This is a genomic window from Chryseobacterium polytrichastri, from assembly GCF_900142445.1.
In the GTDB taxonomy this organism is placed as follows: domain Bacteria; phylum Bacteroidota; class Bacteroidia; order Flavobacteriales; family Weeksellaceae; genus Chryseobacterium; species Chryseobacterium polytrichastri.
On the sequence record NZ_FRAV01000005.1, the window covers coordinates 104,884 to 118,159 of the forward strand.

Sequence of the window (13,276 nt, forward strand, 5' to 3'; positions counted from 1 at the left end):
AATTAACAATAAACTTGCGAATTGCTAAAGCCAAAAGCCAAAAGCAAATCGCCAAAAGCTAAAATAAAATGGCAAAAGAAATAAAATTCGATATTGAATCAAGAGACGCTTTAAAAAGAGGGGTTGATGCATTGGCTAATGCAGTAAAAGTAACGTTAGGACCAAAAGGAAGAAACGTTGTTATTGAGAAATCTTTCGGTGCACCTCACGTAACTAAAGACGGGGTGTCTGTTGCAAAAGAGATCGAACTTGAAGACAGAGTAGAAAATATGGGAGCGCAAATGGTAAAAGAAGTTGCTTCCAAAACTAATGATATCGCAGGAGATGGTACTACTACCGCTACTGTTTTAGCACAGGCTATCGTAAGAGAAGGTCTTAAGAATGTAGCTGCTGGTGCAAACCCAATGGACTTAAAAAGAGGTATCGACAAAGCAGTAACTGCTGTTGTGGCTAACCTTAAAGAACAGTCTAAGCAAGTTGGTGATTCTACTGAAATGGTGAAGCAAGTAGCTTCTGTTTCTGCTAACAATGACGAGACAATCGGATCTTTGATCGCTGAAGCTTTCGGAAAAGTGGGTAAAGAAGGAGTTATCACTGTAGAAGAAGCTAAAGGTATCGATACAACTGTAGACGTTGTAGAAGGTATGCAGTTTGACAGAGGATACCAGTCGCCATATTTCGTGACGAATCCTGAAAAAATGCTAGTTGAACTAGAAAACCCATACATTCTTTTAGTTGAGAAAAAAATCTCTTCAATGAAAGAATTACTTCCAGTTCTTGAACCAATCGCACAAAGCGGAAAATCTCTATTAATTATTTCTGAAGAAGTTGAAGGTGAAGCTTTGGCTACTTTAGTAGTAAATAAATTAAGAGGTTCTCTTAAAATTGCAGCTGTAAAAGCTCCAGGATTCGGTGACAGAAGAAAAGCAATGTTGGAAGATATCGCTATCTTAACTGGTGGACAGGTTATTTCTGAAGAGCAAGGTTTCACAATGGAAAACGTATCTCTAGATATGTTGGGAACTGCTGAGAAAGTATCTATCGATAAAGACAACACAACAGTTGTAAACGGTGGTGGTGACGAAAGCAAGATCAAAGGTAGAGTAAGCCAGATCAAAGCTCAAATGGAAACTACAACTTCTGACTACGACAGAGAAAAACTACAGGAGAGATTGGCTAAATTAGCTGGTGGTGTTGCCGTATTGTATGTAGGTGCAGCTTCTGAAGTTGAAATGAAAGAGAAAAAAGACAGAGTTGACGATGCATTAAACGCTACGAGAGCAGCGGTTGAAGAAGGTATCGTTGCAGGTGGTGGTGTTGCTTTTGTAAGAGCAATCTCAGCTTTAGAAAACCTTCAAGGGATTAATGCTGACGAAACTACAGGGATCAAAATCGTAAAAAGAGCGATTGAAGAGCCATTAAGACAAATCGTTGCTAACGCAGGAGGTGAAGGTTCTGTAATCGTTGCTAAAGTTGCTGAAGGCAGCGGAGACTTCGGATACAATGCTAAAACTGACGAGTATGTAAACATGCTTGAAGCAGGTATCATCGACCCAACTAAAGTAACGAGAGTTGCCCTTGAAAATGCAGCTTCAGTTTCTGGAATGCTATTAACTACTGAGTGTGTAATCACTGAAGTGAAAAGCGCAGAACCTGCTATGCCAATGGGAGGTGGAATGCCAGGAATGATGTAACGGTCAGCGACCGAGGCAATTTAATATACTAACCGTTCTGCTTTTGTGGAGCGGTTTTTTTTGTTTGAATATGGTTTTCCGTAAGGAAATAGTATATTTATATTTTATATTTAATGATTAATAAATAGATAGTTAAATCAAAACAACATTAGCGCAATTGTATATATTTTTTATATTGACGTAATGCGTAAATTTGTATGTTAGGCAACATTATAAATAAACTCCCGTGATAATAAAATCTATAACTTTAAAAAATAAGTCTGAAATAAATATTGGAAAAATTTCAGTATTAGTAGGTCCAAATAATGTTGGAAAATCTCAAACATTGAGAGATATTCAGCAAACAATGGATAATGGAAAAATGAGTCAAAAGATTTTGATTGACAAAATTACTTTTGAAACACCAACAAAATTTGAAGATATATTTTTTAATCTCAAAGTCACTGATAGTACAAATAATATTGGCTATAAAGTAGTAAGAGGAATAAAAAATAATCTAAGTCAAAAAGATCAATATGAGTTTAATTGGGAATCTATGAAGCAACAACTCGAGAGAGAGAAAAATATTGATTTTACTTTAGGAAACATTAGTAAATTTAAAGTTTCATTTTTAGATTCATCAACAAGGCTTAATCTTGTAAAAACCTCGACATCATTTAATCCAGAAAAAGAAGAACCTTCAAACCTATTACAAAATTTATATATCGACAATAATAATGATAAACTATTGAGGGACGCATTTTATAATTCTTTTGAAATGGACATAAAATTAGATTACAGCGGACTAAGAGACTTTTGTCTTCGAGTAGCTAAAGAATTCGAAGAAATTCCAGAAGATCCAAGAAAAGCATTTCCAATTTTCAATAAATATAATAAAATAGATAATCAAGGTGATGGATTTCGTAGTTTTGCAGGGATAATATTAAGTTTGTTGTTTTCAAAAGATAGGATTATTTTACTAGATGAACCTGAGGCTTTTTTGCATCCAGCACAAGCAAGATTTTTAGGAAAATGGATTGCTGACAATTCTGATAATTTTACTGGTCAATTATTAATTTCAACCCATAATTCAAATTTTTTAAGTGGTTTATTGCAAAGTGATAAAAAAGTAGATATATACCGATTGAATAGAGTTGATGATAATACTTCTTTTAATCTCATTCCCTCTGAAGCAACAGAGAATCTTTCAAAATCACCAATGTTATCAAGCCAAAGAATACTTGAAGCAATTTTCCATAAAGGTGTAATAGTTTGTGAGGCTGATGCTGATAGAATTGTTTACCAGTCAGTTTCAACTCTTTTATTCAATAATCAAGAGGTTTTGTTTGTTCATTCACATAATAAACAAACCTTAAAAGATGTAGCAAAACTACTTAAAGACACAAAAATACCCGTTGGAGTTATTTGTGATATTGATTTATTAAATGATGAAACAGATTTTAAAAACCTTATTCTAAGCGTTACAAATAATACAGTTTCTGAAGCATTAACAATTAAAAGAAGAGAAATTGCAGATAGTATTAACAATTCTAATGAAGAAGAATTACTTAAAAATATTCAAGAAAAAATAATAGAATTTCAAGAACAGCTAAAAAATGGTGAACATAGACTTGGCGGAGCCATTGGAGCTATAAACAGAATTCGAAAAGAGACATCAAAATGGAGTATCCCAAAAAGCAATGGCATCAACGGTTTTGAGGAATCTATTCAGACAACAGTAATATCATTAATACATGAACTTAATGAGTTAAATATTTTTCTTGTTCCAGTAGGTGAACTAGAAGGTTGGATTGATGTCGGAACAAAAAGAAAAAACAAATGGATAATAAAAGCTTTAGATTCTATTTTCGCAGGACAAACTCCCGATAATTTACGTGACTTCGTTGGTCTTGCTATAAATAAAGTAAAAAATAACATTACCTAACATTGTATCGGCAAAATGCGAGGTTAAATCTCAACTTTCGTCAGGATTTCTAATCAATTTTAAAATTCAATAAATCTTTAGGTGCTACATTTAGACCTCTAGCCAAATCTATTAATGTAGTAAATGCAAAATTTCTTTTCCCCGCTTCCGCACGAATCCCTTCGTGTGGCTTTTGTATAAAAAACAACCTTTATTCAACAAAATTTAAATTCTGAATTAGTAAATTTAAGATCCGATGTCTTAGATTTCGATTTCCATCACTTTTCCCTATATTTAAAACATATTTGTCAACCCAAACCTCCACACCCTTGAAAACAAAATCATTACTCCTTTCACTTTTCGGTTTATGTTTAGCCAATGCACAAACCTTAAATTTTAAACATCTTTCGGATATGTCTGTGAGAAGAGGAGCGATAAGCAGTGCTATTGCAGGTGACAATATCTATGTGAGCAATGGTTATAAAGATTCGGATGGCAATGCTACTTTTATTGAGAAATACAGTATTAAAGATAACCGCTGGAGTGTAATCAATTCTACTTTGGTTCCTAAAAGATTCGCCAATTCGGAGACTTACGGTAATAAAGTTTATATTTTTAACGGGTGGGGAAACAGCCATCTTGAAATTATAGACCTTGAAACTCATAAAAAAACGAAGGGAGCTGTTAATCATTCCTATACAGGAAATGCAGGTTCGGCTATCCATAATGGAAAAATATATGTGTTCGGCGGCAGTGGGCTAAACGGTGCTGCAACCACCGTATTTTCTAACCGATTCCAATACTATGATATTGCTACAAATACATGGAATCCATTACCCAATATGCCTACTGCCAGAGAAGCAAAGGGTAAAATTGTGAATGATAAGTTGTATGTTATTGGTGGTTTTAACGGTACATCATCCCGTCTGGTCAATGTTTACGACCTCAACAAAAATCTTTGGACTGAGCAATATACGATGCCTTTTGGAATATCAGGTCATTCATTAGCGGTATCCGGTAATAAGATTTTTATTGCAGGTGGTTATAATAATCAAACTTTTCTGGCCTATTTCGATACAGAAACCAATAAATTGAATCAGTTATCATCCAATATGATCCCTCGAAGACATGCTGCTGCAGAAATTTATAACAATAAATTATACATCATGGGTGGAAGTACAACGTCTTTAACCAAATCAGCCATTAAAAGCATTCAAGTTGCGGATATTAGCGAAGGGGCACTTTCCAATGAAAATGCCAATGAAGATGTATTTAAATCAAAAGTTTATACGAATGCCCAAAGAGACGGTTTCGTCATCAGCAATAAAAATAATAGCAATCAGTTTGAATACACTGTTTATACAATGGATGGAAAAGAAGTCGGAAAAAGTTTTGCTTATTACAACAAAAATATAGATTTGTCAAAAGTACCGCGTGGAACATATATTTTTACATATAAAAACGAGAAAGGACTTTTACAACAGATTAAAATTATAAGATAGATTTCATTAGCAAAATACCCAAACTATGAAAAACTCTGCTTCAAATAAAATCACTAACAAACTTACCTTCTTTTTCATTTTGGGTTTATTATCTATTCTTGCCATAATTATTTTCTCTATTATTGCATTTAATAGTGTTTCTGCACAAGATGGTTTAGCCGGAATGTATGCATTATTTGGATTAATTCCTGTGGTGATAATTATGATCCTGGACAGAATTTGTGTCTGGAAATTTGGAGCCCGCAAGGTCAATAAAATTCAGTTCTATATTGCAGGAGTCCTATTTTCACTTTTTATCCTTAATTGGATAAGACTACAGCTTCAATAAAAACTAAAATGAACTATGATGAACACAAAAAAAATATTTAAATGGACAGGAATCATTTTCGGACTTACTGTATTATTTCTAATAGCAAGCAATTTTATCTGGCTCAACGAAAGGGAAAATCTTCTTTATAAAATGCAGCAATATGTAACGTACAGTAAAGAAGACTGGAAAAATTATGAAACAAACGAGAAATATCTTGAAAATGCTCCTACTGAAGCCGCTCAAACTGCTGTAGCTACCGCTGCTGTGACAGATTTGCATCCCTATAACATTGGTTTTTTCACGGGAAATGAAAAGACAGAGGAGTTAAAAAGAATAAAAAATGCGCATTTTGAAAAATTAGTTCCCGCAAAAAATAAACCTTCTGATGAAGATGCACAAGCTGCTCTGATAAGATTAACTCAAGGTCGCCTCACGGATGTGATCATTAATCAGGAATTGAATATCAAAGTAGGGCAATGTTATGAAAACCCAAATACAGAAGGAAATTACAATTGCGTAAGCTGCATGATTCTACTTTACAACAGAGATAAAAAAGACTGGCAGGAAGCACCCGATGGTGATAATTTCCTAGATAATTCTTACGATTTCTATCAACCCTCTGAAGGCGATATTTGGGAAGCTAAAAATTTATCGATCATGATTCCCTATGATTACGAGCTTATTAAAAAGTATGAAAAAAAGTAAACGTTTTAGTACTAAAAAGCAAGCAAAAAAATTAATATGATGAAAGAATATGCACGCTACCCTACTCCAAAAAAAATCATCGATGAAAAACCTATTTTTAATTATTTTAATTTTTGTCACGTCAGTTTTTTACGCACAAAATAAAGATGTTTCAGGAATTTATGGTGAAAAAATAACGGAAACATTTAATCCGAAAGGAGATTATCTTGAACTTAAATCTGACTCCACATTTATATATAATTACTTAGGAAAAAAGTATTACGGAAATTGGGAACTTTCGCAAAATAAAGTCTTATTAAACCCAAAAATCAAGAAACAATTTCCTAAAATAAAAATGAGAGAATCCAGAATTAATTCAGATTCTATAACAATCAAGATTAACTACATCTCTAGTAATGAAAATTCTGATCATTCAAAAAATCAGGATTTCAGAATGGCGACGATATATTTTGATAAAAAAGGACGTTATATTAATATCCTCAAAAGCCCTTCTATAAGACAATGTGGTTGGGCACCCATCATACGTAAACAGAAAATACTTAATAACGATAATTCAGTGCAAATCTCTCAAAAAGATTTTTCTCAAATAGGATTCATGACCTATCATTTGAATGATTATATTATTTTTACAAGAACCAGTAAAGATTCCAATTTTTTTGAATTCGATATAGAAGATATTCAAGAGGATCAGGATATCATAAAAGATGACTTCTTTTTAATCGACGGAAAATCTCTATTTTATCCCAATAAAAAAGGCAATAAAAACCTAATGCGATTGCCTTTGACGAAAAAGAAAATATAATCGTTTAAGATCATATAATCTTTCCCCACATTACTGCAAGCATTTTTTGTTTGTTTCGAAAATCATTATTAAATCGGCTATAACAATTGAAATACCAATTCACTACACTGAATTTTACATATCTTTGAAATAGATTCGTAAAAACGAGCACTCGTAAAGCCGCTAACAGGTATATATCAACTATAATCCCACTTCAAAATACCGACAATAGATGATGACAAGCAAAATAATTGAATACGCAAATAATCTTATAAAACTGACAGACGAAGAAGCTGAGCAACTAAGTAATGCGTTTAAAGAAGTCAATATTAAAAAACGTCAATTTATTGTCCAACCCAATTTTACAGCCAAAAACAGATACTACGTTTTAAAGGGTACCCTTATGGCATATGTTGTGACGGATGAAGGTCATAATCATACGATTACTTTTGCTATAGACGACTGGTGGATTACAGATTACAACAGTTATATTTTTCAGCAACCCGCTACCATGTTTATCGTTGCCCTGGAAGATACCATTGTTTTACAAATTGACCATGAAAAGGAGCATGATTTAAAAAAATCAAATCATAAGTTTGAAACATTTTTCAGGATTATGGCAGAACGTGGGCTTGCTTCACACCAACGAAGAATCATTTCAAACTTAACACAGTCCGCTGAAGAGCGATATGAAAACTATGCCAGTAAATATCCACAAATTGTCCAGCGAGTTCCGCAATATGCTTTAGCATCCTATTTAGGTATGACCACAGAATTTTTATCCCGCATAAGAAATAAAAGAGTTGCTAAAAAAAGTTGAACTACATCAACCAAATTTCCTAAACTACTTCATTTTTTCCCTTAGCCTATTGTCTGACCTTTGTATCGCAATCGGAAGTAGCCGTTTGCATAAATTAAAAATAAGATGCAAAAATTAAAAGACAAAGTTGCTGTTATCACGGGTGGTGGCAGTGGTATTGGGTTAGCTACAGCCAAAAGATTTGTGGCAGAAGGGGCAAAAGTAGCCATTACAGGACGCAGTCAAAAAACATTGGATGAAGCGCTCAAAGAACTGGGTACATCGGGCATAGCTATTCAAGGTGACAGCTCTAATCTCAATGACCTTGAACGAATTTATAATGAAGTAGAAAATCAATTGGGTAAAGTGGATACCTTGGTTGTCAATGCCGGAGTTTACATCATGGCTCCATTAGCAGATTTTACCGAAGAAATGTTTGATAACGTAAGCGATATTAATTTTAAAGGGGCATTTTTTTCAGTTCAAAAAGCTTTGCCTGTATTGAATGACGGGGCTTCCGTTATATTGATTTCTTCTACGGTAAATGAAAAAGGTATTCCTAACCATTCAGCTTATTCGGCAAGTAAGGCGGCAGTTCGTTCATTGGCGCGCAGTTTCTCGGCTGACTTATTAGATAGAAAAATTAGAGTCAATACCATATCGCCCGGACCAATTGACACTCCTGTTTTCAACACCGTTACTAACACGAGTGAAGAAGCAGAAGCAATGGCAGCAGCTATGGGGAACTTTACTCCTTTAAAAAGACTAGGCGCGCCGGATGAAATTGCAAGCGGTGCAGTTTATTTAGCTTCTGACGAGTCTGCTTTTATGCTAGGTACTGAAATCCTAATTGATGGCGGCTTAAGAGACTTATAAAATAGTCTTAACAATAAATCCTTTTCAAAATTTCATAATCGAACTTCACGGATAATTAGGTATCCTTGAAGTTCGATTATCGTATGTAGAGCCTGTGATAATTTTACTCAGGAATTGCTATACATTGGGTTATCAGGTGTATTTTTTTATTGAAAAAACTCAATAGGTCATGTTTAAAATTATTTTTTGATTAAAAAAATTAACGCAAAGTTGATGAATAATTTTGCTTTATTTTAAGTGAGCAAAGTGATTCGACTTCGTCGCTGATGAAGCTAAAGCTTTTCGTTAGAAAAACACGTCATCAGTACATTGTCTTTTTAATCAAAAATAAAATCCTTTCCAAAATATATTGAACCATTCTATATTTTACATAACAGTTTTCTTTATTTTTACCATCTCAAAAAAGTAAATAAGACATGAAGAAAATAGAAACAAAAATTGATGAAGCCTTTAGAAATACTTTTCTACTTCCCAGAGAAAAAGTAGTGACCAATTTCTTGGTTGATGTTTTAAACTCAAAATATCAATTTAGAGAAGATGATAAAAAAATTGAAGTCATCAGTTTGTATTATTATGCTTCAAGTCCTTTAAGCTTTTTATTTGCTTTGCCTAATTATGAATATTATTCTCCTGATAAAACAATTCAGATCGCAGAGCTGCATTTGAAAGAGCATTCATTTGAAGACTACTCCAATATTGATGTTCAAGAGCTTTGCAAAAAGGTTTTGGATGAAAATAATATTGATTATTCCGCGTATCTTGATGAAGACAACCAATTGGATTTTGCTAATTATTGGGAAAATCAGTTCGGTCTGGAAAGTGATTTTTTAATGAATTGCTGGAGAAATGCAAAAGAAAAAACACAGTCTAAAATGATCGGATTTTTAGAATCTTCAGATGCCGGAGGTGGATTGTTTGACCTAGATAATGGCTATGACGTTCCTTTTGATGTGGATGTGGATGAATACTTACAATCTCATGGATTTATTGTTACCAAGGAGATTTAAAAATACATTCTGATAAACGCTCGCTACATAAGTTTACTTTTTTATTAATTTTAATATGAACATGAATACAACACCATTTTCAAAGATCATTGCCGGCACCATGACATGGGGAGTTTGGGGTAAAAACTGTAACACTCAACAGATGATCGAATTGATGCACTGTTGCCTGGAAAATAAAATTACAACATTTGATCATGCAGATATTTATGGAGATTACACTACAGAAGCTGCTTTTGGAAAAGCTTTCAACGAAAGTAAAATTGACCGTAGCAAAATACAGTTTATTTCTAAGTGCGGCATTCAAATGGAATCTGGTAAAAGAAATAACTCCGTAAAGCATTATGATTATTCTACTTCCTATATTATTTGGTCAGTAGAACAGTCATTAAAAAACCTTCAAACAGATTATTTAGATTTACTGTTGCTGCATCGTCCAAGCCCGTTAATGAGAGCTGATGAAATTGCAGAAGCCATTACCAAACTAAAACAAGAAGGAAAAATTAAAGATTTTGGAGTTTCCAATTTTACGCCTTTGCAAACGGATTTAATCGAGACAAAAACCAAAATTAATTATAACCAAATCAGTTTTTCTATTACCGATTTTGAAGCGATGACTAACGGAAGTTTAGATCATATGCAGACTCGTGGTATCACACCGATGTGTTGGTCACCGCTAGGAACTGTTTTTAAAGAAGACAATGATCAGACTCAACGTTTAAAAAAGATGATTGCCAATTTTTCTACAAAATATGACGTTCCCGCTGATATTATTCTTCTGGCATGGATCTTAAAACACCCAGCCGGAATTTTACCCGTTTGTGGTACCGCTGATCCATCAAGATTGGCTAATCTAATGAAAGCAACAACAGTCAATATGGAATTGCAAGATTGGTTTGCGTTGTGGTCAGAAAGTGCAGGGGTTCCGGTTCCGTAATTTTGATCTTTTTTAAATTATTGAGAAATATAATTTGTCAATTTTATATTTAGCTATCAGCTAGTCCAAGTTTTCAAGCTTGTGTCTTAATCACACAATAGTAAGGACGCTCGTGCTAGCCTTTGTGGGTTTTTAAACTGAAAAGCAACATTCAAAAAAAACAACTATATTCATTCCACTTATTTTGTGTAGTTTAGTTCTCTTGAAACCGAACGAAACAAATATTTTCAACCCGGTAGAATTAAGAAAAACACCACCATGAAAATCCAGCGAGAAGATATTCACATAATAAGCCGCCACAGCAATCTGACAGAGCAGGCAATTGAAAGAGTACTGAAAGAAAATGTTTACAATGATAAAGAAATGTGGAAAAAATTCCTTCGACTGTTCTTTATCACTCTTGGTATTGGGTTTACTACTGCGGGAATTATTTTCTTTTTTGCGTATAATTGGGCAGATCTGAACAAATTTGCTAAACTCAGATTAACAGAAATGCTCATCATTGTAACTACCGTCGTTGTTTTACTCCCAAAAATAAAAAGCAGCACCCGAAATATTATCCTCACAGGTTCATCTTTTTTGGTCGGGGTTTTATTTGCGGTATTCGGACAAATTTATCAGACAGGCGCCAATGCCTATGATTTCTTTTTAGCCTGGACCCTTTTTATCACCTTATGGGTGGTTGTTTCCAACTTTGCCCCGTTGTGGTTATTGTATATTGTTTTAATCAACACCACATTTATTTTATATACAGAGCAAGTTGTCAAAGATTGGCCCCCTATATTGATCATTACGTTACTTTTTCTATTCAATACAGCAATACTTCTTATTTTCATTTTTCTGGAAATGGATAAAAAAATTGAAAACGTCCCCAAATGGTTTACCTATATTTTGGCATTAGGCTCTGTTACCTTTGCGACTGCGGGAGTGAGTTTCGGGCTTCTTGATGAAGATCAATCTATATTTCCTGTTTTAGCTTTAATTGTTATATTAATGTATGGTCTCGGAATCTGGTATGGAATCAAATCAAAAAGCGGATTTTATCTTTCTGTGATTCCATTGAGTATTATTATCATGATTTCAGCCTCAATCCTCAAAAAATCTGAAGGAGCAGAGATGCTTTTACCAGTAAGCCTTTTTATCATTGTAAGTGTTACGTTGGTCATTATGAAATTAGTTAACCTTCAAAAAAAATGGAAGAATGAGAAATAAAGAAGAAATAAAAGAACTTTTGAACCACTTTCAGACAGAAAATAAAGACGTGACATTTGATGAAAAAACCATCTTTTCCGCTTATCAAAAAAATGATGACCATCAATCTTTAGCAGTAAAAATCCTGTCTATTTTTGGTGGTGCTTTAGCGAGTCTTGCTTTTGTAGGTTTCCTTTTTATCACAGGATTATATGACTCTACCGCGGCTTTATTCATATTGGGCACCCTTCTAATTTTGGGAGGAATGTTCATCAACAAAATATATAATACAACCATTTTTGATACTGTAAGTGTTTCATCTTATACCATTGGGTTTATCATTTTAACACTCGCTTTGTTTAAGATGGAAATGACCGAAAACACAGTAAGCCTTATTTGTATTTTGATTGCAGCGGTTTCATTAATAATTGCTCGGAGCTATATCATTGCTTTTGCTTCTGTATTGATTATCAATGGGGCCATTATATCGCTGATCACATTAAATAAAAACTTGGATTTCATTCATGTATATCTTTCTTTGCTTGCCCTGATTGTCACTGCCGTCTTTGTGAAAGAAGCAAAAATAATATCTCTGCATCCCGTATATTCAAAATTATACAACCCAGTTCGTATCGGGTTAGTTATTTCATTTTTGGCAGCATTCGTTTTCATTTTCCTAGACCACGAATTTATTGAGGAATCCAGAGAATATATTTGGGTACCATCCGTCGTTATTATTCTGGCCATTCTATATGTGCTATCTCATCTTTTTCAAGTTTTACATATTTCTGAAATGAAACAAAAAATAGGAATTTATATCGTTAGTATGTTAGTATTGCTCCCCACTGTTTTATCTCCTGCTATTTCTGGAGCTATCTTAATTATTCTGTTGAGCTTTTTAGTGAATTATAAGACCAGTTTGGTGATTGGGATTATCGCATTCATTTATTTTGTTTCACAGTATTATTATGACCTTCATTTTACATTACTTACCAAATCAATCCTTTTATTTTCATCCGGTATATTATTTCTGGGACTCTATTTATTAACTCATAAAAAACTGACATCAAATGAAAAAATATAAGTGGATTATTATAGTATTGAATCTCATTATTTTGTTGGTGTATTTCAACTATTCCGTAATAAAAAAAGAAGAGCTTCTGAGAGAAGGACAACTGGTTCTTTTAAAGCTAGCTCCTGTTGATCCGCGTTCTTTAATGCAAGGTGATTACATGAATTTACGGTATGAAATATCAGAAGGCAGATATTCACAAAATATTCCGAAAAGAGGATATTGCATCGTTAAGCTTGATCATAATGGAGTTGCCCATAAAGTAAGATTTCAAAAAGAGACAACCCCTCTCAATAAAGGTGAATACGCTATTGAATACACATCACCAGACCAATGGAGTGTTAATATTGGTGCAGAATCTTTCTTTTTTCAGGAAGGGCAAGCCAAAAAGTATGAAAACGCTAGATATGGTGGGGTAAGAATTGATCAAAACGGAAACAGTCTGTTAGTTGGTCTTTATGATGATCAATTGAAAAATATAAAGTAAAAGAGCATCATCCCC

General features: G+C 33.7%; 13 protein-coding genes. All 13 read left to right on the forward strand.

Translation table 11 applies throughout. The annotated features are described in order from the left end of the window. The first annotated feature begins 68 nt into the window (after window positions 1-68). The 13 genes from groL to BUB80_RS04500 all read left to right on the forward strand — a co-directional run bounded on the left by groL (window position 69) and on the right by BUB80_RS04500 (window position 13,261). The gene (gene groL, locus BUB80_RS04440; RefSeq protein WP_054511663.1) at window positions 69-1,694 is read left to right on the forward strand and encodes a chaperonin GroEL; all 1,626 of its coding nucleotides are present in this window, start codon (window positions 69-71) and stop codon (window positions 1,692-1,694) included. Between the two features lie 226 nt (window positions 1,695-1,920). Further along, a complete protein-coding gene (locus BUB80_RS04445) occupies window positions 1,921-3,618 on the forward strand; it encodes an ATP-dependent nuclease (protein ID WP_073291317.1) in 1,698 nt (565 codons plus the stop codon). A gap of 308 nt (window positions 3,619-3,926) precedes the next feature. After that, window positions 3,927-5,099: a T9SS C-terminal target domain-containing protein gene (locus BUB80_RS04450; protein ID WP_139262529.1), complete on the forward strand. Its 1,173-nt coding sequence runs from the start codon at window positions 3,927-3,929 to the stop codon at window positions 5,097-5,099. Between the two features lie 25 nt (window positions 5,100-5,124). Next, window positions 5,125-5,427 carry a hypothetical protein gene (locus BUB80_RS04455; RefSeq protein ID WP_073291320.1) on the forward strand — a complete coding sequence of 101 codons (303 nt, stop codon included), beginning with the start codon at window positions 5,125-5,127 and terminating at the stop codon, window positions 5,425-5,427. 18 nt (window positions 5,428-5,445) lie between these two features. Continuing rightward, window positions 5,446-6,114, forward strand: a complete 669-nt coding sequence (locus BUB80_RS04460; RefSeq protein ID WP_139262531.1) for a hypothetical protein — start codon at window positions 5,446-5,448, stop codon at window positions 6,112-6,114. 82 nt (window positions 6,115-6,196) lie between these two features. Next, entirely contained in the window at window positions 6,197-6,916 is a 720-nt protein-coding gene (locus tag BUB80_RS04465) for a hypothetical protein (protein ID WP_073291324.1), read from the forward strand. 211 nt (window positions 6,917-7,127) lie between these two features. Continuing rightward, window positions 7,128-7,715: a Crp/Fnr family transcriptional regulator gene (locus BUB80_RS04470; RefSeq protein ID WP_228433687.1), complete on the forward strand. Its 588-nt coding sequence runs from the start codon at window positions 7,128-7,130 to the stop codon at window positions 7,713-7,715. Between the two features lie 105 nt (window positions 7,716-7,820). Beyond that, complete coding sequence (locus BUB80_RS04475) at window positions 7,821-8,570, forward strand: SDR family oxidoreductase (RefSeq protein ID WP_073291326.1); 750 nt, start codon at window positions 7,821-7,823, stop codon at window positions 8,568-8,570. 416 nt (window positions 8,571-8,986) lie between these two features. Then, window positions 8,987-9,577: a hypothetical protein gene (locus tag BUB80_RS04480; protein WP_073291328.1), complete on the forward strand. Its 591-nt coding sequence runs from the start codon at window positions 8,987-8,989 to the stop codon at window positions 9,575-9,577. 61 nt (window positions 9,578-9,638) lie between these two features. Next, window positions 9,639-10,511 (forward strand): aldo/keto reductase, encoded by an 873-nt coding sequence (locus tag BUB80_RS04485; protein WP_073291329.1) that lies wholly within the window; start codon window positions 9,639-9,641, stop codon window positions 10,509-10,511. 258 nt (window positions 10,512-10,769) lie between these two features. After that, window positions 10,770-11,723 carry a DUF2157 domain-containing protein gene (locus BUB80_RS04490; protein ID WP_073291331.1) on the forward strand — a complete coding sequence of 318 codons (954 nt, stop codon included), beginning with the start codon at window positions 10,770-10,772 and terminating at the stop codon, window positions 11,721-11,723. Next, window positions 11,713-12,786: a DUF4401 domain-containing protein gene (locus tag BUB80_RS04495; protein WP_073291333.1), complete on the forward strand. Its 1,074-nt coding sequence runs from the start codon at window positions 11,713-11,715 to the stop codon at window positions 12,784-12,786. Before BUB80_RS04490 ends, BUB80_RS04495 begins: the two co-directional genes overlap by 11 nt. After that, window positions 12,773-13,261, forward strand: coding sequence for a GDYXXLXY domain-containing protein (locus tag BUB80_RS04500; RefSeq protein WP_073291334.1), 489 nt, complete (start codon window positions 12,773-12,775; stop codon window positions 13,259-13,261). Before BUB80_RS04495 ends, BUB80_RS04500 begins: the two co-directional genes overlap by 14 nt. Window positions 13,262-13,276: the final 15 nt, after the last annotated feature.

Bases quoted from the DNA above. Each gene is read 5' to 3' on its own strand.
- BUB80_RS04490 (WP_073291331.1), top strand. From the start codon at position 10,770: ATGAAAATCCAGCGAGAAGATATTCACATAATAAGCCGCCACAGCAAT.
- BUB80_RS04485 (WP_073291329.1), top strand. From the start codon at position 9,639: ATGAATACAACACCATTTTCAAAGATCATTGCCGGCACCATGACATGG.
- BUB80_RS04500 (WP_073291334.1), top strand. From the start codon at position 12,773: ATGAAAAAATATAAGTGGATTATTATAGTATTGAATCTCATTATTTTG.
- BUB80_RS04470 (WP_228433687.1), top strand. From the start codon at position 7,128: ATGATGACAAGCAAAATAATTGAATACGCAAATAATCTTATAAAACTG.
- BUB80_RS04495 (WP_073291333.1), top strand. From the start codon at position 11,713: ATGAGAAATAAAGAAGAAATAAAAGAACTTTTGAACCACTTTCAGACA.
- BUB80_RS04455 (WP_073291320.1), top strand. From the start codon at position 5,125: ATGAAAAACTCTGCTTCAAATAAAATCACTAACAAACTTACCTTCTTT.
- groL (WP_054511663.1), top strand. From the start codon at position 69: ATGGCAAAAGAAATAAAATTCGATATTGAATCAAGAGACGCTTTAAAA.
- BUB80_RS04465 (WP_073291324.1), top strand. From the start codon at position 6,197: ATGAAAAACCTATTTTTAATTATTTTAATTTTTGTCACGTCAGTTTTT.
- BUB80_RS04460 (WP_139262531.1), top strand. From the start codon at position 5,446: ATGAACACAAAAAAAATATTTAAATGGACAGGAATCATTTTCGGACTT.
- BUB80_RS04480 (WP_073291328.1), top strand. From the start codon at position 8,987: ATGAAGAAAATAGAAACAAAAATTGATGAAGCCTTTAGAAATACTTTT.
- BUB80_RS04475 (WP_073291326.1), top strand. From the start codon at position 7,821: ATGCAAAAATTAAAAGACAAAGTTGCTGTTATCACGGGTGGTGGCAGT.